Source organism: Roseovarius dicentrarchi, assembly GCF_003316635.1.
GTDB lineage: Bacteria > Pseudomonadota > Alphaproteobacteria > Rhodobacterales > Rhodobacteraceae > Roseovarius > Roseovarius dicentrarchi.
In genome coordinates this window covers 37757-55674 of sequence record NZ_QNQP01000004.1, presented here as the reverse complement: position 1 = coordinate 55674, position 17918 = coordinate 37757, and the positions used below count along the sequence as shown (strand labels likewise).

The window sequence follows — 17918 nt, the reverse complement described above, 5'->3', positions numbered from 1 at the left end:
AAATATTGCGCTTGTGCATAATTTCTTAACGTGTTGGCGGTCTTAGTATTCGGGACCACCGTCAGGAGCAGGGTTTGGCCTTTCGATTCATTCATACGTCCGATCTGCATATCGGGCGCAAATTCGCCAATATTCCCCAGCCGGGCGATGGTAACATTCGCGGCCGCCTGATGGAGGCGCGCCATGCCGCAATCGGCGCGCTGGCAACAGCGGCGCGCGATCACGGCGCGGCGCATGTCCTGCTGGCGGGTGATACATTCGATACCGCCACGCCATCACCCAGCGTGATCCGGCAGGCGCTGACGGCGATGGGCGCGGCGCGCGACGTCACATGGTGGCTACTGCCCGGCAACCACGACAACCTGCGCGACGCCGAACCGCTGTGGGATGCGATCCGCCGCGATGCGCCGCAAAACGTCATCCCCCTGACCGACGCCGCGCCCCACGTGCTGGACGGCACCGCAACCCTTCTGCCCTGCCCGGTCGCCTTTCGCACAGGCGCCACTGATCCGTCCGAGCCGCTGGTCTCCATGTCCAGCGAGGCGGGGCATCTGCGCATCGGGCTGGCGCATGGCGGCGTGACCGACTTCATCGAAAGCGGCGCCTCCATCGCCCCCGACCGGGATCGCACCGCACGGCTGGATTATCTGGCACTGGGCGATTGGCACGGGCGCATGGCCGTATCGGACCGCGTGCAGTATTCCGGCACGCCGGAGCAGGACCGCTTCAAACACGGGCGGCGCGGCGTCTGTCTGTGTGTTGCGCTGGACGGCCCCGGCGCGGTCCCGCAGGTGCAGGAGGTCGAAACCGGCACGTTCCTGTGGTCCGAAACCGACCTGCCCCTGCACCCAAGGCAGGACGCCGCGGCCGCGTTGGCCGCGATCCTGCCCGGCAGCGACCGCCGCAATATACTGACACGTGTCCGCGCCACCGGATGGGCCGGCCTGCCCGACCACGCCGATCTGCGGCGCGCCGCAGACCGATGCGCCCCCGATTTCGCACATTTCGAGCTGGTGACAGACGCGCTCGGCACGCAGTACCAGACCGCGGATCTGGACCAGATCGACCGCGGCGGCGCCCTGCGGCTGGCGGCTGACGCGCTGATGCAGGACGCTGAATCCGCCGCCTTGCCGCAGGACGCGAAGGACGTCGCGGCCGACGCGCTGGCGCGTCTTTATGCTTATGTGCGGGAGGCCGCCGAATGAAGCTTCGCAGTATTTCCCTGAACAACGTGCGCCGCTTTACGGGTTCCGCGCGCGTGGACGGCATCGCTGACGGTCTGAACGTCCTGAGCGAGCCGAACGAGCATGGCAAATCGACCCTGTTCGACGCAATTCAGGCGCTGTTCTTCAAACCCCACGGCTCGTGCGACAAGGACGTGACAGCCCTGCGCCCCCATGCAGGCGGCGCGCCCGAGGTCACGATCGAAGTCGAGACAGACGACGGCCGCTTTGCCATCGCCAAACGATGGCTGCAAAAACCCGCCGTCACCGTCCATCACGGCGGCAGGCTGATTGCTCAGTCGGACGAGGCTGAGGCATGGATCACCCATCTTCTGGGCGGCGACGCGGGCGGCCCGTCGGGCCTGATCTGGGTGCGTCAAGGCATGACAGACCTGACCAGCGGCACCAAGAAGGAACAGGACACCGCACTGGAGGCCCGGCGCGATCTGATGACCTCGGTCGGAGAAGAGGTGGAGGCGATGACCGGCGGCCGGCGGATGGACATGGCGCTGGCCCGCTGCCGCGCGGAGCTGGCGATATATGCCACTGGGAAAGGCAGGCCCAAGGCGAACGGCCCTTGGAAAGAGGCGCAGGATCATGTCGATACGCTGGCCGCGCGCCACAGCGGCCTGGCCGAAACCGCGCAGGCCCTGTACGACGCGTTGGCCGAACGCGCCCGCGTCCGGCGCGGCCTGCGCGACTGGGAGGCGCCCGAGGCCGCCGAAGAGCGGCGCACAAAACTGGACGCGGCCCGCGCAAACCACGCCGCCGCCGAGCGTCACGCCGAGAAGGTCGAGGCCGAAGAGCGCAAGATGCAAATGGCCCGCCTGACCGCCGACAGCGCCCGGACCCGGCTGGAGACGTTCAGGGAGGCCCGCGCAGAACTCAACGCCGCCGCAAACGCCGCGCGCGCCGCCACTATCGCCGCGACCGAGGCAAAGACAGCGCTGGACGCCCAGCACTCCGCGCGGGATGCCGCAGGCAGCACCGCCGACGCGGCGCAAAAGGCGCTCAGGTCCGCCGAAGCCGCCTACGCCTTGGCCACACGGGCCAAGGCGGCACGGGACGGCGCGGACCGCCGGCAGGACCTGACGCGCCGCATCGCACATGCCGAGGCGGCACGCTCGGCGATGGAAGTTGCATCGGCCGGGCGCACCGGGCCCGATGCCGGCACGCTGCGGCGTATCGAGGCGCTGGCCGGCGCCCACGCGGCCGCCATTGCCGCGCGCAATGCAACATCCACGCAGGTGATTGCCCACTATTCCGATGGCCGCGACAGCACGATCCGCATGGCAGACGCGCCGCTGCCCGGCGGGCAGCCCGTCCCCCTTACCCGCGCGACAAAGCTCATCATCGACGGGATCGGCGCATTGGAAGTGCGCCCCGGCGAGGGCGGCCACGATGACAGCACCGTAGAGGCGGCAGCAGCCACACTGCGCCAGGCGCTGGCAGATGCGGGCGCGGACAATCTGGAAGCAGCCCGCGTCAGCGCAGCCACCCGCGCCGAGGCCGAGCGTGCCTATGGCGAGGCAAAGGCCGTTCTGGCCAGCCTTGCGCCGGACGGCATCGACCGGCTGCGCGCCGCGCTGGCAGACATTCCCGAACTGGATGGTGTCGAAGACGCGCCCGACCCCGACGAAGCAGGCGCCGCGCTTGCGCAGACCCGCACGGCACATGACACCGCCCAGGCCGCGCGCGAGGGGGCGTCGGAACGGCTCGGCGATGCGCGTAACGCGGCAACCCATGCGGATGCGACGCTGGCATCGCTGCGCGACCGCCTGCACCGGGCGCAGGATGCGCTGGCAAAGGACGAGGGCGCGACCGAGGACAGCTTGCAGGCTTTGGCAGACAGCGCGCAGGTGGCCTATCAGCAGGCGGCGGCGGCGCATGCCGAATTGGCCGCCACCGCGCCCGATCTGGCCAGCACCAAGGCGGCGTTGACACGCGCGGCGTCGGTCGACCGGCAGGCGCAGGAGGAAATCGCCCGCCTGAAGCCGCTTCTTGCCCGGCTGGACGAACGCATCAGCCGCTCCTCCGGTGATGCGGTCGAAGAACGGCTTGCCGAAACCGCGCAGGAACTGGAGGCCGCGCGGCATCACCTTGACCGGATCGCCCATGAAGTGGCGGTTCTGATCCGGCTGGAAAAGGCGCTGGAGACCGCGCGCAACGAGGCGCGCGAGCGCTATTTCACCCCCATCGCCAAAGAGCTGAAGCCGCTGCTGCACCTGCTCTGGCCCGATGCCGAGCTGACATGGGGCGAGGAATCGCTGCTGCCGAATGCGCTGATCCGCGACGGGCAGGAAGAGCCGATCGACATTCTATCAGGCGGCACACAGGAGCAGATCGCGCTGCTGGTGCGCCTTGCCTTTGCAAGGATGCTGGCCGCGTCGGGCCGGATCGCGCCCGTCATTCTGGACGACGCGCTGGTGTTTACCGATGACGACCGGATTGAACGCATGTTCGACGCGCTGCACCGGCAGGCCGGCGACATGCAGATCATTGTGCTTACCTGCCGCCAGCGGGCCTTTCGCAATCTGGGCGGCACCGCCTTGCGGCTGTCACCTGCCCTCGCAGATGCGGAGTGAACAGCGGCTCAGCCCCCTGTAACAGCAGGCCCATCAATTATTTTCGCCACGCTTCGGGCGAGAACGCACAGCGCTCAGGCTTGATGTCGATCAGCGGCGTGCCGTTCAGGCAATCCAGGCCACGCACGGTCAGCACCATCCCGTCAATCGAGTCCAACCTTACCAGTGCCACCCCGATGGGATTTGGCCGCACCGGCGAGCGCAGCGCGAAGGTGCCGACAACATTACCTTTGGAGCCCGGATTTTGCACCGCTAGATCGCGCCGCGCCTGATCGAGCCAATAGAACACTTCGATCCGGTCCAGCGATTCCAGCCCTTGCAAGGCCGGCCCCCATGGCGCGAACAGCTCGATCGTGCAGGCCGGCCCGTCCGGCGTGCCCTGACGTGGACATTCGGCGCGTGTGTTCCATGGCGTGTGGATGCGCCCGATAAACCGGATCTGCGCATCGCCCGCGGGCGGCAAATCGACAGAGATTTCATGGTCGCGAATGTCGGACGTGCTGCTGGTCATGCTTTTTCCTTTTCCCCGTGGGCGGGCCTGCCCTCCTATTGAACAGCGGCGGCAGGTCGAACGCAACATGCGTGCATGGGCCGGGCATCGCAACGACGCAATCGGCGCCATCAGGCCGCGCCCGGATGATCCTGCCGGACAACCAAGCAAGTGGAACACGCCTAGACCGGGCAAGACTGGACCGGAAAGAATCGCTATGGATTAATGTGCTTTATTATGCGAAATTTCCCGAAGTTCGGAGGAAACACATAAATGCAGAGCTTTTCTTCGATCCTGTTCGAGGCGATCGGCCTGATCCTGTCCTGGGATGCGGACGTGATCGAGATCATTCTGCTGTCGCTGCGTGTCACGCTGACGGCGGTTGCGGTGTCCTGCCTGATCGGTCTGCCGCTGGGCGCGGTGGTGGGCGCGTTCCGGTTTCCGATGCGCACGGCCGTGCTGGTGGTGATGAACACGGCCATGGGCCTGCCGCCGGTCGTGGTGGGGCTGCTGGTCTATCTAATGTTGTCAGCGTCGGGGCCGATGGGGGTTCTGGGCCTGCTTTATACGCCAACGGCGATGATCGTGGCGCAGACCATTCTGGTGACGCCCATCGTCGCCGCCCTGACCCGGCAGGTGATCGAGGATCTGAACAGCGAATATGCCGAACAGTTCGAATCGCTCGGCGTCGGACGGCTGGACCGGGTGCTGGCCCTGCTGTGGGATGCGCGCTACAGCCTGCTGACCGTGGCGCTGGCAGGCTTCGGGCGCGCGGTGGCCGAGGTGGGCGCGGTGATCATCGTGGGCGGCAACATCAACCATGTGACCCGCGTGATGACGACCACGATCGCGCTGGAGACATCCAAGGGCAACCTACAACTGGCGTTGGCGCTGGGGCTGATCCTGCTGGCCATCGCGGTGGTTGTGAACGGCCTTTTGATGGCCATTCGCGGCACAGCGGCGCGGGCGGCCTATGTCTGAGCCCGCAATCAACATCCGCGCGCACAGCGCCGTCGCGCCCGAACCGCTGATGTCGGCGCGCGGCCTTTGCTTTGACGCGGGCGGGCAACGCCTGATCGACGCGGTTGATCTGGACATCCTGCCGGGCCGCTGCACCGTCGTCATGGGCGCCAATGGCAGCGGCAAAAGCCTGCTGCTGCGCCTGCTGCACGGCTTGCTGACCCCCAGCGAAGGCAGCATTACATGGCGCGGCAGGCCGCTGGACCGCGCGGCGCGGCGCGAGCAGGCGATGGTGTTTCAGCGCCCCGTGATGCTGCGCCGGTCGGTCGCGGCCAACCTGCGCTTTGCGCTGTCGGTGCGCGGCGTGCGCGGTCCAGAGCGCAAGGCGCGCGAGGCTGAAACGCTCGACCTTGCCCGGCTGGACGGGCTAAAGGACAGGCCCGCGCGCGTGCTGTCGGGGGGCGAGCAGCAGCGCCTTGCCATGGCCCGCGCCATGATCAGCGCGCCCAGGCTGCTGCTGCTGGACGAGCCGACGGCAAGCCTTGATCCTGCATCGACCCTTGCGATTGAAAACCTGATCGCGCAGGCCCGCGAAAGCGGCGCGACAATCATCCTTGTGACCCATGACGCGGGGCAGGCCCGCAGGCTGGGCGATGATCTGATCTTCTTGCAAGGCGGGCGCATTGCCGAAACCGGCCCCGTTGGCCGCGTGCTGGACGCCCCCCGCTCCAAAGCCGCGCAGGCGTGGCTCAGCGGGCGCCTGTTCGTTCCAAACACCCCCTGAAAACCTGATAAATCAACTAAGGAGTATCACCATGTTCAGACGCAATTTCCTCGGCTTCGCGGCGGCGGGCCTTCTGGCGCTGGGAGCGGCCGGCCCGGCGGCGGCGCAGGATGATTTCATCATCGTGCAATCCACCACCTCGACCCAGAACTCGGGGCTGTTCGATCACATCCTGCCGATGTTTCAGGACAAGACCGGCATCGAAGTGCGCGTCGTGGCCGTCGGCACCGGGCAGGCGATCAAGAACGCCGCCAATGGCGACGGCGATGTGCTGTTCGTGCATGCCAAACCGGCCGAGGAGAAATTCGTCGCCGATGGTGACGGCGTCAGCCGCAGCGACGTGATGTACAACGATTTCGTCATCGTCGGCCCCCCGTCCGATCCGGCAGGTGTGGCAGGCATGTCCGATGTCAGCGCCGCGATGGCCCAGATTGCCGAAGCGGGCGCCGCCTTCGCGTCGCGCGGCGATGACAGCGGCACCCACAAGGCCGAGCTGCGCCTGTGGGAGGCTGCCGGCGTCGATGTCGATGCCGCATCGGGCGGCTGGTATCGCGAAACCGGCTCGGGGATGGGCGCGACGCTGAACACCGGGACGGGCATGGATGCCTATATCATGACCGACCGCGCGACATGGATCAGCTTTGGCAACAAGGGCGAATATCAGATCGTGGTCGAGGGCGACGAGCGGATGTTCAACCAGTATGGCATCATTCTGGTGAACGCGGAAAAGCACCCCAACGTGAAGTCCGAGCAGGGCCAGAGCTTCATCGACTGGGTTCTGTCCGAGGAGGGACAGGCCGCGATTGCCGATTACAAGATCGACGGCCAGCAACTTTTCTTCCCCAACGCGGGCTGAACTGACAGCAAGGCGCGCCGCATCCCGGCGCGCCTTTTCCATTTTTCCAGGAGCGTCCCATGAAATCCACACTCACAGCAGGAATTCTGGCCGTGGCCGTCATCACGCAGCCGGCCCTCGCCCAAGAGGTGCGCCTGCACGCGGCCGGCAGCCTCAAGGCCGCGATGACAGATATCGCCAACGCCTTCGAGGCGGCCACTGGCGCCACGGTTACGCGCAGCTTCGGCCCCTCGGGCCTCTTGCGCGAACGCATCGAGGGGGGCGAGCCGGCCGAGGTGTTCGCCTCTGCCAACATGCGCCATCCGCAGACACTGGCCGATGCGGGGCTGTCCGGGCCCGTGACGATGTTTGCCCGCAACAGCCTGTGCGGGCTGGCGCAAGAGGGTGTCGACGTGACGCCGGACACGATCCTTGATGTCATGCTGTCAGACGATATCCGGCTGGGCACTTCAACGCCCAAGGCCGACCCGTCAGGCGATTACGCGTGGGAGCTGTTTGAAAAGGCGGGCGCGATCCGGCAGGGCAGCACCGACACGCTCAAATCAAAGGCACTGCAACTGACCGGCGGCCCGGACAGCGCGCAGCCGCCCGAGGGCCGCAACCCCTACGCCTGGGTGATGAGCGAGGACCGCGCGGATCTGTTCGTGACCTATTGCACCAACGCGGTACTGGCCCGGCGCGACACGCCGGCTTTGCAGATCGTGCAATTTCCGGATGCGCTGGCGGTGGGCGCAAATTACGGCCTGACCGTGCTGGAGGAAGCCCCGGATCTGGCCACAGACCTGGCCGAGTTCATCCTTGCCGCTGAGGGGCAGCAGATCCTTGTCAGCTATGGCTTTTCCCCCGCGCAATAAGGCGCGCAGCGGTGCGCCGGCGATCTAGTCAGACAGCCAGCGCACCGCCCCCATCTGGCCCAGATCATAGCCGCCCATCGCCGCCGCCTTTTCCCGGCAGGCGTCGCTGCGGGCGAAGGCCAGCAGCTTTTGCACCGGCGCGGTGAAGTAAGCGCGCCGGTCGATCAGCAGATCAAAGCGTTCTTCGGCCAACGGCAGAAAACCAAGGTTGAACTGCCGCGCCATCGCCTCGATCCCGGTGGCGGCATCGGCCTGCCCGGCCGCGACTGCCGCGGCCGCGTCATACTCGGTATGGGCCAGCCCGCACGCCAGATCCAGATCCGCCATGCTCAGCCCCGCGCGCGCCAGCATGTCATCAAAGAACGTGGCCCCGCCGGCGCCGGGCTGCCGCTGCACCACGCGCCTGCCTTTGAGGTCGGCAAACGATGTGATCGCGCCGCGCGCCGCCTCGGACAGGACCAGACCGCGCGCGCGGGTTGCCCAGGCGATCAGGACGCAATCCTTGATGCCCTGCGCGGCCACGGCATCCACATTCCAGTCATCGCCGCCCGGTATATGCAGCCCGGCCAGCGCCGCCTGCCCTGCGCCGAACCGCTCCAGCCCCGCGCGGCTGCCGTTGAACAGCGTGGCTAGGTTCGATCCACATTCGCGCACGGACCAGTCCAGCAGCGGATCGTGTGACCCGGTCAGCACCATCGGCCGCGCCGCCACAGCCGGGCGGCAGCCTGCCTCGATCCAGTCCAACAGCTCGGCCTTGGGGAACAACAGCTTGCCGGTGATGCGGCGGTGCGGGATATCGCCCGCTGCGGCCAGATCATAAACCTTGCGTTCCTTCACGCGCAGCATCTCGGCCACTTCGCGGGTGGTAAGATAGCTGGGCTGGGGCGCGTCTGGCATTCTGGCTGTGTCTCCTGAACGCCCGAAAATGCCCGAACAATCGGGTTTGCGCAAGCCACCGGGAAATCCGCAGCGCCGCGTGCGCAACGCGCCCGCCCTGCGCTGTGCCTGCCCGCTGCTGGCGGCTGGCTTAAATCGCGCGGGAATCAGGGTATCGCCGCGCCAAAACAGGCGCGTGCACCTACATTTAAATACTGTATCGCCGCACCTGAACGGTGCAAGGCTCTTGTTTTTGCGCGCCGCATCGCACAACCTGAACGGGCTACCGGGGTGCGCCGGTGTGCCTGATCAGACCGGCGCGCAAGATATATTCAAGGACGCTCCAGCCCGCCGCCCTGGGCCGAGGAAGGACAGCAGCCCCCAGGGCAACACCGATCAAAGGCAAGCGCGGGCCGCCGGGCCCACTGCGCCTGCATCGCCCCATGAAAGGAGACACCCCATGTCAACCGAACCCATCAGCCCGCGCCAGCCGTCGCTGACGCTGGCCCTTGTCCCGGTCGTTCTGACCCTGTTTCTGCTGGGGCTTCAGTTGTTTTACTTCGGCGATTTCACCCCGCAAATTCCGCTGGCCATCGGGCTGGGGATCACCGGCCTTTTGGGGATTTACCTGGGCCATGACTGGGGCAGCATGGAGGACGGCGTTTTTCGCGTGATCAACGTATCGCTGCCGTCTGTTTCCGTGCTGATCGTTGTGGGCATGATCATCGGCGTCTGGATCGCCAGCGGCACGGTGCCGACGATCATTTACTACGGCCTGACCATCCTGACGCCGCAGATCTTTCTGGCGGCGGCGATGCTGATGTGCGCGGTCGTGTCGGTATCGCTGGGCACCTCATGGGGCACGGTCGGCACGGTCGGGCTGGCGCTGATGGGCATCGGCGCGGGGTTTGACGTGCCGATGTACTGGACCGCGGGCGCGGTCGTGTCCGGCGCGTTTTTCGGCGACAAGATCTCGCCGCTGTCGGACACGACCAATCTGGCCCCTGCCGTGACCGGGCAGGACGTGTTTGCGCATATCCGCAACATGATGCCCACGACCATTCCCGCGATGCTGATCGCCTTTGGCATTTATGTCTGGGCGGGCTTCAGCCTTGTGGGCGACACCAGCGGCGCGTCGTTTGAGCGGATTGACGCGATCACCTCGGCGCTACAGGCGAATTTTGCGATTTCGGCGTGGCTGCTGATTCCGGCGCTGCTCGTGATCGGGCTGGCCATCGCGCAAAAGCCGCCGATCCCCTCGCTGTTTGCGGGTGTTCTGGCCGGCGGCCTGACGGCGATCATCGCGCAGGGCGTGACGCTGCATGACGTGTTTGAATTTGCCAATAGCGGCTACAAGATCGAAACCGGCGTTTCCGAAATCGACAGCCTGCTGAACAGCGGCGGCATCCAGTCGATGATGTGGACCATCTCGCTGATCCTGATCGCGCTTGGCTTTGGCGGCGCGCTGGAGCGGACGGGCTGCCTTCAGACCATCATCGCCGCCATCCTGACCAAGGTGCAGAGCTTTGCCGGGGTTCAGACCGCTGCCATCGGCACGTCGTTCGCAACCAACATCGTGGCCGGGGATCCCTATCTGTCGATCGCGCTGCCGGGCCGGATGTATTCGCCGGTATATCGCGGCATGGGCTATTCCACGCTGAACCTTTCGCGCGCCACCGAAGAAGGCGGCACGCTGATGTCGCCGCTGATCCCGTGGAACGCCGGCGGCGCCTTTGTGATCACGGCGCTGGGGCTGGGAATTACCGGGGGTAATCTGGTCAACCTGCTGTATATTCCGCTGGCCTTTGCCTGCTGGATGACGCCGATCATCGGCATCATCTATGCGTGGACCGGCCTGTTCTCCCCCCGCGCCGGCGAGGCGGAGCGCAAGGATTGGGTCGACAACGACCGCGAGATTACGGATATGAGCCAATACGGATACGAGCATCCGCTGCAATCCGCGGACGCCCCGGACACTCCGGACGCTGCGAAAACACCGGCGCAATAGACCGCGCCACCAGATGCGCCCTGCCGTGAGTGCGGCAGGGCGCATGTCCTGTCCCGTCACCGCCGACCATTTGGTGCAAGGCACCCGATCCCCAAGGAGCCGCGCCATGGTAGAGCCTGAAACATTCACCTTCCTTGCCGATCTTGCGCAGAACAATCGCAAGGCATGGATGGACGCGCATCGCCCCGAACGTGACGATGCCATGCGCAACTTCACCGGCATTGCCATGACGTTGCATGATTATGCGGACCGGTTTGACCCTTTCGTGGCCGATGCGGCGATCAAGCCCAAGCAAAGCTACACCCGGTTTCATCAGGATCCGCGCGACCGCACCGGGCGCGATCTGTTTCGCACCGGCATTGATGTCTTTGCCAACGCCGGCGATCCGTCCGAGGATTTCGGCTATTACCTGCATATTGAGCCGGGCAACTGTCACGCGGGCGCCGGGCTGTTTCATCCGTCAAAACCGGCGCTGGAGCGTCTGCATGCCCATGTGGCACGCGATCCCGAGGGGCTGCGCGATGTGCTGGCTGATCCTGATTTCAGCGCGATGTTTCCCGGCGGTCTGATTACCCGCAAGTCACTGACCAGCGTTCCGGACGGATATGACGACGCCGATGCTGCCGCGCCCTACCTGAAAATGGCTGGGCTTGGCTGCCGCAAGGACATCCCTGATGCCGCCCTGCTTGACGATGAGGCGATCGACCAACTTAGCGAGATATTCCGCGCCGCCAGCCCGCTGGTGCGGCACTTCGATCAAGCGCGCTGACCACAGACATGGCCCCTGCACCTTGCCGCGCGGGTTTGCGCCTATTCCGCCTGACCGGTAAACGCGAGCGACCGTTCCAGCTTGCGATCCAGTGCCGTCTGTTCGCGGCGGGTGCTTGCGTGTTCCGCCTCGGCGCGGCGCTGCGCGCGCAGGGGCAAAAGCCGATACAGCAGCGGCAATCTCACCGCCAGGCAAACCCGTAGCAGCCACGGCGAAAAGCGCAGGAACAGCTCGTCCTCCAGACTGACCATGGCCTCGGTCGTGCCCGGCCCGCCCTGCCGCCCGGTGCGCCCGTATAGCTGGCGGTCAATCCGCGCGCTTTCATGGAATTCGGTCAGGATCACATGCATTCCGCCCAGATCGGCCACGCCCGGCCCCGGCAGGATATCCGTTCCGCGCCCCGCGATATTTGTGGCCACCGTTATCGCCCCGCTCAGGCCCGCCACGGCGATAATATCCGCCTCGTCGCGGTCTTGCGTGGCATTCAACACCTCATGCGGCAGTCCCGCCGCCTTCAACGCCGCCGAGGCGCGCCTGCTTGCCTCGACCGAACGGGTGCCGATCAGCACCGGCCGCCCCTGCGCGTGGATGACCGACACGCGGCGCGCGACGGCCTTCCATTTGCTCGCCCCATCCCGCATGAACCGCGTTCCCAGATGTCTGCGCCGCAAGGGACGGTGGCGGGGAATGCGCACGGTTGTCAAATTGAACGTGTCGCGAAATTCCGGCGCCAGTTCCATCCCGGTGCCTGTCATCCCGGCCAGCCGCAGGTAGCGGCGAAAGAACCGCTGATAGGTGATGCGCGCCATGGTTTCCTTGCGCCCCGTCACCGGCACCGCTTCGCGCGCTTCGATCATCTGGTGCAGCCCGCCTTGCCAGCTGCGGTCAGGCATGATGCGGCCCGTGAATTCATCGACGATCTGCACCTGATCGTCCAGAACCACATAATCATGGCCGCGCTCGAACATATGCAGCGCCGACAACGCCTGCCGGGCCAGTTCCTCGCGTGCCAGCCGTATCCGCCACAGGCCCGGTTGCGCGCCCGCCAACTCCGCCAGCCGCGCGCGTCCCCTGTCCGTCAATTCTATCTGGCGGCTGAGCGTATCAACCCGGAAGTCAGCGCCCTTGGCCAGCGCCCGCGCGATGTCCAGCGCCGCGCCATATAGCTGCACCGCCTCGGGATCATCCGAGGTCGAGGACAGGATCAGCGGCGTGCGCGCCTCATCGACGAACACGCTGTCGGCCTCGTCGACAATCGCAAAGGCCAGTCCGCGCAGCATCAGCCCGGCCCCCCGGCCCCCGCCCGCCAGCGCCGCCGCCGCATGGCGCGCCTTGCCGCGCCGCTGGCGCAGGCTGACCCGGTCGCGCAGGTAATCAAACGTCAGATTGCTGTTGGACACATAGGCGATGTCGCAGGCATAGGCCGCCTGCCGCGCGGCCGGGTCCATATCCGTCTCGATCACGCCCACGGTCAGGCCAAAGAATTCATAGACCGGGCGCGTTTCCTCGGCATCACGCGCGGCAAGATAGTCGTTTACCGTCACCACATGCACCGGATCGCCGGCCAGCGCGGCGACAACGGCGGCAGGCGTGGCCGTCAATGTCTTGCCCTCGCCGGTGGCCATTTCCACCATGCGCCCGTCATAAAGCCCCAGCGCGCCCATGATCTGCACCTTGTAATGCCGTTTGCCCAGCAGCCGCGCACTGACCTCGCGCACCAGCGCAAAGGCTTCGATCAGCGCCTTTTGATCGCCGCGGCGCCGGGCCAGCAGCCGGGGCCGCAGCCGGGCGGCGGCGGCGCGCAGCGCCTCATCGCTCAGCAAAGCGATGGCAGGCTCCAGCGCCAGCACCGCATCGGCGCGCGCTGACAGGCCGCGCCGGATCAGTGGCGCACGGCTTTGCATCCAGCCAAGCCGCCGCTCCAGCCACAGATCCACCGGATTGCCACGCGGATCGGCACGCTCGGGGTATGGGCTGATGCCCAGATGGGGGCGGCCAAAGCCCAGAAAACCATCGACCTCAGGCATTGAACTGCCGCAGGAACAACTGCCGTACACGGCGCCAGATCTGCGCCGATGCAGGTTCAAACCCGTGGTCAAAGCGCACGTAAACGCGCGCGCCGAATGGCGCATCCGCCAGCGCGTCCGGCAGAGCCACGTCAAAGACAAACGCCTGCTCCAGCAGCTGCAATCCCTCGCGGTCAGCCGGATCGGTCAGAAGCCGCCCCCCGCCCGCGCTGCCCAGCGCGGGCGCAGGAAGCTGGAACGTCGCCTGCGGTACGGCACGGATCAGCGTCGCGTCATGGCGTGCGCCCATCCAGCCGGCCAGCCGCAGCTGGATGCGCTCCAGCCGGTCGCGCACCAGGGCGATATCGTCCTGCCGCACCACCAGCCGCGCCACCTCGGCGCGCGGCGGCAGGATATGGCCCAGCACGTCCCCCTCGGCCAGCCAGCGCCCGGCCAGATCCGCCACCGGCATAGACGGGCGAAACGCGCCGTCCAGCCGTGCCATCACCTGCAACCGCGACAGCCGGTCCCGCTCGCGCGACAGCTCGGCGCGGGTTTTCTCCAGATCAAGGCGCGCGCCCTCGATGCGCAAACGCTCCACCGCTTCGGCCTGCGCCAGCCGTTGCGTCGCCTCGCCGAGACGCGCCTCCAGCACCGCGAGTCGCGCGTGCAGCCGCGGCTCTTCCAGCACGGCAACCAGATCGCCGGCAGCAACAACGGCGCCGCCGGAAACGGTAAGATCATCGCTCAGAAAGCCGCCCGTACCCGCACGCAGCGTTGCCGCCTCGGGCAGCCAGATCACCCCTTCTGTATCGGTCCGAAGCGGCACCGGAACCAGCAGCACCAGCATCAGCAAAATCGCGATACTGCCAAAGGTCCACCCCATTGCCCGGCGCCGCACCTTGCGCAGGGCGGGCGCGGTCACGACATGGCGCAGATTCTTTGCCATGGGTTTGATCAGCGAACTGAACACCGACCAGCAGGCCAGCAAAACCCCCAGCACAAAGAATTTCTGCGCCACGAACAGCGCGATCCCCACCATGACGATCAACCGGTAAACATAGGCGGCGGGCGCGTAGAACAGGAACCAAACCTTCTCCCCCGCCGTCGCCGGTCCCGGTTTGAGCTGGCGCGCGCCGAAAATGTAGCGCTGTACCAGGTGGCCCCAGTACCGGGTTGCACGTGTGGCCAGATTGGGAATTTCGATCACATCTGACAGAACGTAATAACCGTCAAACTTTAACAACGGGTTTCCGTTGACCAAAACAGTCGAAATCCCCCCCACCATTACCAGATTGAATGCCACCGCGCGCACCATGCCCGGCTCGGCCGAGGCCCAGACCATTACCGCGATGGCGGCAACAAACGTCTCGACAAATATACCGCCGGCCGAAACCGCCGCCCGGTGCCATTTCGAGCGGAACGCGGCCGCGGTCGAGGCATCGACATAAGGCACCGGAAAGAAGACCAGAAACATGATCCCCATCTCGCGTACCTCGCCGCCACGCGCGCGCAAAAGCCAGCCATGCGCCAGCTCGTGCAGCGCCTTGAGCAGCGGGTAGGACACAAGTGTAATGATCAGATTGGACGCGCTCAGCAGCTGTCCGGACAGATCCCCGGTCAGCCGCTCCCAGTTGATCGCGGCAACGGTCAGCCCGGCTCCGACCACCATGATCCATAAAAACAGCCCGAACCACCCGGTCAGCCACCGCACGGCAGGCAGCGTGGCGATCAGAAAACGGTCGGGATCCCACAACGGCACGCGAAACGACATGGGGTTGGTCAGGTTCTGCGTGAAGACCTGCCGTGCCTGTTTGCCGTGCCGCTCCAGCAGGTCGGCCACGTCGGGCGTGCCGGGATACTGGATCAGATCGCTCTGGTGCAGTTGCGACAGCAGCTGGATGACATCGTCCTGCCCCGGCGCGTCCAGTGCATGGCTTTCGGCCAGTCGTCGCCACACCTCGTCCACGGTACTGCCGCCGTCCAGCTGTGCGATGAACATGTAGGCCGCGGGTGTAAAGCGGTGGACCCGCCCCGAGGCGTGATCGTGCAGCACATACCACGACTGACCCCGATAGCGATGGCGATGCACCCGGACATGCGCACGCAGGCGCGGCTGCAATTTTGCCACCCTGTACCAGATCGTTGACAGGAAGGACCCGGCCATATCAGGGCTGCCATGTCCAGGCGGTGCGCTGCGCCCAATCGACCAGGCGGCGCGTCCAGACCCAGATTGCCGCCTCTATTCCGGCGTCCAGCTTGGCCACGCCCTCCATGCCGGGGCGTATGCCGGCGGGGGCCGCATCCAGCGCCGCCTCGACGCGGTAAGTGTTGGCGCCTTCGCGCACCTGCGCCAGCGGCGTGATGCGCGTCACGCGGAGCGCAAGGCCGTCTGCCGGATGGCCCGCCAGCGCCAACCGGCCGTTCGTGCCTTCGGACACATAGGCAAGATCGCGTTCGTCCACCTGCATTTCGACGCGGTAGCGATCCAGCGGCGCCACTTCGAACAGCACCTCGCCCAGTTGCACCGGCGCGCCCAGTTTCTGGCTCAGATCGCCAGTGACGATCATGCCGTCAATCGGCGCCAACCGCTGCGCGCGCGCCAATTCCGCATCGGCCAGTGCCGCCTGCGCGCGGGCCTGCGTGATCTGCGTTTCGGTCAGGGCAACGCGGGCGCGATCCTTGGCGGCCAGCGCCTCGCGGGATTCGCTGACCAGACGGTCGATTTCCGAGCGCCAGCGCAGCGCCTCAAGGCGCAGATCGCTGTCGTCCAGGCGCACCATCAGATCGCCCGCCGAGACCGTATCGCCCGCGCGCAGCGGCGCCTCGGCAACGAACCCGGCGAAGGGTGCCACAACCGCACGGTTTATTTCGCCGCGCAGTACCGCCTCGGCCTGAATGCGGAACGGGATCTGCACCAGTATCATGGCAAGGACCATCGCCGCCAGCGTGACCGCCAACAACTTCCAGCTCAGGTGGCGCGGACCCAGCAAAACGCCCAGCACATGCGCCGTGCCATCCACCAGCCTGCCCCCGACCCAGCGCCGATTGCGGCGCTTCAGCTCCAGCACAGGACCCAGCAGCGCGGCAATCGCCTGCGCGACCAACGCATCCTCTTCGGCAAAGGGTTTGTCCTCGCGCCGCTCCAGCGTCAGCGCACCGACGGGGCCAATCTCGTCCGACAGCGGCACCGTCAACATATGCTGCGTGCGGGTGGTGCGCAGATGTTCGCCATGTGCGACTGAAATTGCGCGCGACAGCGATGGCAGCGCCGGCGCGGATACCGCCGCATTCTGATCGAACGCCTCTTCCATCGCGGTTTCCAGCGTTTCCATCACCGCCGAGCGTTTGCGGAACCAGGCCGAATAGGACAGCGCCACAACCCGGATACGCGGGTTGCGCGCCCGGCCCCGCACCAGTCCGACCGATACCTGATCGGCCACCAGTGCCGTCTGGATCTCATTCACAGCGGCCATCGCGGCGGCCTCCAGCCGGGAATGCTCGGACACGCTGGCCAGAATATCCAGCGCGGTGACCGAGCGGCGCAGACGGGCCGTTTCATCGCCTGCGCGCGCCTCCCAGCCGCGTGCGGCCAGCCACCCGGCCGCCCAGTGAATTTCCCGCATGCCCGCCTGCGCCGCAGCATCATCGACGCCGCGCAGCTCCAGCGCCACGACCGACACCGCCGCCCCCGGACCCAGCACCACAGGATAGGCCAGGTGGATCGCGCCGTCCTTCCCCGGCACAACGGCCGGCCGACGGGTTTCCAGCACCTTTTCCGCTGCCGGCACCAGCGCGGACAGATCGCGGCGCGGGTCCGGCACGATGGCAACCGGCTCGTATGCAGCCTTGGCCGGATCAGCCTCCAGCAAGACGCCCAGAACGGCGCCGGGCACGCGCCCGAACAGCAATGCCAGCCATGCCGATTGCCGCTGCGCATGGGTGCGCGCATTGGCAAACGCAGCCCACAGGCTGCGATCCAGGTTCGCGCTGGACGGCAGCAGAAACGGCTCCGGCCTCTGGGCTGGATTGTCTTGCGGGTCCGCATCTGCGGCAACACCGGCGGGCTTGCCCTGCATCGTCATTGCGCGGACCCTGTCACGGTTTCCACCGCAGTTCAGCCATCCAGCTTGCCGTATTTCGTCTCATGTTCATCAATCAGCCGGTTCATCATGTCGCGCAGCCGTTTGGCGGCATAGGGCGACATGACGACACGGTGCTGTAACATGACCAGAAGCTTTTCGCGGCCCATATCCCAGCTTTCGTTGACGCCGAAATTCACCACGACCTCTTCGCGCGTCGATGACCCGTTGCACACGTTGCAATAGCTGCTTTTCAGCTCGGTGGTATCGAACTGCACCTGACTGGGGGGAACGGTCGCCGCGCGCGGTGCCGATGACGCGCCGTCTGATGTGGCGGCGGCACCGCCGGGCTTGCGGTTTTGCGACGGCGCGTCGGGTTTGGCTGAATCGGTCATTTGAATAGTCTCCTCAACGGTTAGGCGGCG

General features: G+C 66.2%; 14 protein-coding genes. 8 read left to right on the top strand and 6 right to left on the bottom strand.

What is annotated here, in order from left to right:
- Positions 1–74 precede the first annotated feature (74 nt).
- Positions 75–1205 (top strand): metallophosphoesterase family protein, encoded by a 1131-nt coding sequence (locus DQ230_RS03840; protein ID WP_113911191.1) that lies wholly within the window; start codon positions 75–77, stop codon positions 1203–1205.
- A complete protein-coding gene (locus tag DQ230_RS03835; protein WP_113911190.1) occupies positions 1202–3808 on the top strand; it encodes an AAA family ATPase in 2607 nt (868 codons plus the stop codon). The genes DQ230_RS03840 and DQ230_RS03835 overlap by 4 nt, the downstream gene beginning before the upstream one ends.
- A gap of 37 nt (positions 3809–3845) precedes the next feature.
- Here the strand turns inward: DQ230_RS03835 and tsaA are convergent, their stop codons facing one another.
- On the bottom strand, positions 3846–4319 hold the full coding sequence (gene tsaA, locus DQ230_RS03830) for a tRNA (N6-threonylcarbamoyladenosine(37)-N6)-methyltransferase TrmO (protein WP_113911189.1): 474 nt from the start codon (positions 4317–4319) through the stop codon (positions 3846–3848).
- A gap of 252 nt (positions 4320–4571) precedes the next feature.
- Here tsaA and DQ230_RS03825 point away from each other — a divergent pair, with 252 nt between their 5' ends.
- Genes DQ230_RS03825 through DQ230_RS03810 form a run of 4 tightly spaced genes read left to right on the top strand, consistent with a single transcriptional unit; the run spans position 4572 to position 7752 of the window.
- Positions 4572–5279, top strand: a complete 708-nt coding sequence (locus tag DQ230_RS03825) for an ABC transporter permease (RefSeq protein ID WP_113911188.1) — start codon at positions 4572–4574, stop codon at positions 5277–5279.
- Positions 5272–6042 (top strand): ATP-binding cassette domain-containing protein, encoded by a 771-nt coding sequence (locus tag DQ230_RS03820; RefSeq protein ID WP_203227990.1) that lies wholly within the window; start codon positions 5272–5274, stop codon positions 6040–6042. Before DQ230_RS03825 ends, DQ230_RS03820 begins: the two co-directional genes overlap by 8 nt.
- 31 nt (positions 6043–6073) lie before the next feature.
- Entirely contained in the window at positions 6074–6898 is an 825-nt protein-coding gene (locus DQ230_RS03815) for an ABC transporter substrate-binding protein (protein ID WP_113911187.1), read from the top strand.
- 59 nt (positions 6899–6957) lie between these two features.
- Complete coding sequence (locus DQ230_RS03810) at positions 6958–7752, top strand: molybdate ABC transporter substrate-binding protein (RefSeq protein WP_113911186.1); 795 nt, start codon at positions 6958–6960, stop codon at positions 7750–7752.
- Positions 7753–7776: 24 nt separating this feature from the next.
- Here DQ230_RS03810 and DQ230_RS03805 read toward each other — a convergent pair whose 3' ends face one another.
- Positions 7777–8649, bottom strand: coding sequence for a helix-turn-helix transcriptional regulator (locus DQ230_RS03805; RefSeq protein WP_113911185.1), 873 nt, complete (start codon positions 8647–8649; stop codon positions 7777–7779).
- A gap of 439 nt (positions 8650–9088) precedes the next feature.
- Between DQ230_RS03805 and nhaC the strand changes: the two genes are divergently transcribed.
- Both nhaC and DQ230_RS03795 read left to right on the top strand, forming a co-directional pair.
- Positions 9089–10636 carry a Na+/H+ antiporter NhaC gene (gene nhaC / locus DQ230_RS03800; protein WP_113911184.1) on the top strand — a complete coding sequence of 516 codons (1548 nt, stop codon included), beginning with the start codon at positions 9089–9091 and terminating at the stop codon, positions 10634–10636.
- Positions 10637–10742: 106 nt separating this feature from the next.
- Positions 10743–11405 carry a DUF2461 domain-containing protein gene (locus DQ230_RS03795; RefSeq protein WP_113911183.1) on the top strand — a complete coding sequence of 221 codons (663 nt, stop codon included), beginning with the start codon at positions 10743–10745 and terminating at the stop codon, positions 11403–11405.
- A 41-nt stretch (positions 11406–11446) separates the two neighbouring features.
- Here the strand turns inward: DQ230_RS03795 and DQ230_RS03790 are convergent, their stop codons facing one another.
- The 4 genes from DQ230_RS03790 to DQ230_RS03775 are packed head-to-tail and all read right to left on the bottom strand — an operon-like array spanning position 11447 to position 17888.
- The gene (locus DQ230_RS03790) at positions 11447–13432 is read right to left on the bottom strand and encodes a preprotein translocase subunit SecA (RefSeq protein WP_113911182.1); all 1986 of its coding nucleotides are present in this window, start codon (positions 13430–13432) and stop codon (positions 11447–11449) included.
- The gene (locus DQ230_RS03785) at positions 13425–15578 is read right to left on the bottom strand and encodes a PqqD family peptide modification chaperone (protein WP_113911181.1); all 2154 of its coding nucleotides are present in this window, start codon (positions 15576–15578) and stop codon (positions 13425–13427) included. Before DQ230_RS03785 ends, DQ230_RS03790 begins: the two co-directional genes overlap by 8 nt.
- Before the next feature lies 1 nt (position 15579).
- Positions 15580–17496, bottom strand: a complete 1917-nt coding sequence (locus DQ230_RS03780; RefSeq protein ID WP_238987411.1) for an efflux RND transporter periplasmic adaptor subunit — start codon at positions 17494–17496, stop codon at positions 15580–15582.
- 32 nt (positions 17497–17528) lie between these two features.
- A complete protein-coding gene (locus DQ230_RS03775) occupies positions 17529–17888 on the bottom strand; it encodes a DUF3467 domain-containing protein (RefSeq protein ID WP_113911180.1) in 360 nt (119 codons plus the stop codon).
- Between the last annotated feature and the right edge of the window lie 30 nt (positions 17889–17918).

Bases quoted from the DNA above. Each gene is read 5' to 3' on its own strand.
- DQ230_RS03835 (WP_113911190.1), top strand. From the start codon at position 1,202: ATGAAGCTTCGCAGTATTTCCCTGAACAACGTGCGCCGCTTTACGGGT.
- tsaA (WP_113911189.1), bottom strand. From the start codon at position 4,319: ATGACCAGCAGCACGTCCGACATTCGCGACCATGAAATCTCTGTCGAT.
- DQ230_RS03825 (WP_113911188.1), top strand. From the start codon at position 4,572: ATGCAGAGCTTTTCTTCGATCCTGTTCGAGGCGATCGGCCTGATCCTG.
- DQ230_RS03820 (WP_203227990.1), top strand. From the start codon at position 5,272: ATGTCTGAGCCCGCAATCAACATCCGCGCGCACAGCGCCGTCGCGCCC.
- DQ230_RS03815 (WP_113911187.1), top strand. From the start codon at position 6,074: ATGTTCAGACGCAATTTCCTCGGCTTCGCGGCGGCGGGCCTTCTGGCG.
- DQ230_RS03810 (WP_113911186.1), top strand. From the start codon at position 6,958: ATGAAATCCACACTCACAGCAGGAATTCTGGCCGTGGCCGTCATCACG.
- DQ230_RS03805 (WP_113911185.1), bottom strand. From the start codon at position 8,649: ATGCCAGACGCGCCCCAGCCCAGCTATCTTACCACCCGCGAAGTGGCC.
- nhaC (WP_113911184.1), top strand. From the start codon at position 9,089: ATGTCAACCGAACCCATCAGCCCGCGCCAGCCGTCGCTGACGCTGGCC.
- DQ230_RS03795 (WP_113911183.1), top strand. From the start codon at position 10,743: ATGGTAGAGCCTGAAACATTCACCTTCCTTGCCGATCTTGCGCAGAAC.
- DQ230_RS03790 (WP_113911182.1), bottom strand. From the start codon at position 13,432: ATGCCTGAGGTCGATGGTTTTCTGGGCTTTGGCCGCCCCCATCTGGGC.
- DQ230_RS03785 (WP_113911181.1), bottom strand. From the start codon at position 15,578: ATGGCCGGGTCCTTCCTGTCAACGATCTGGTACAGGGTGGCAAAATTG.
- DQ230_RS03780 (WP_238987411.1), bottom strand. From the start codon at position 17,496: ATGACGATGCAGGGCAAGCCCGCCGGTGTTGCCGCAGATGCGGACCCG.
- DQ230_RS03775 (WP_113911180.1), bottom strand. From the start codon at position 17,888: ATGACCGATTCAGCCAAACCCGACGCGCCGTCGCAAAACCGCAAGCCC.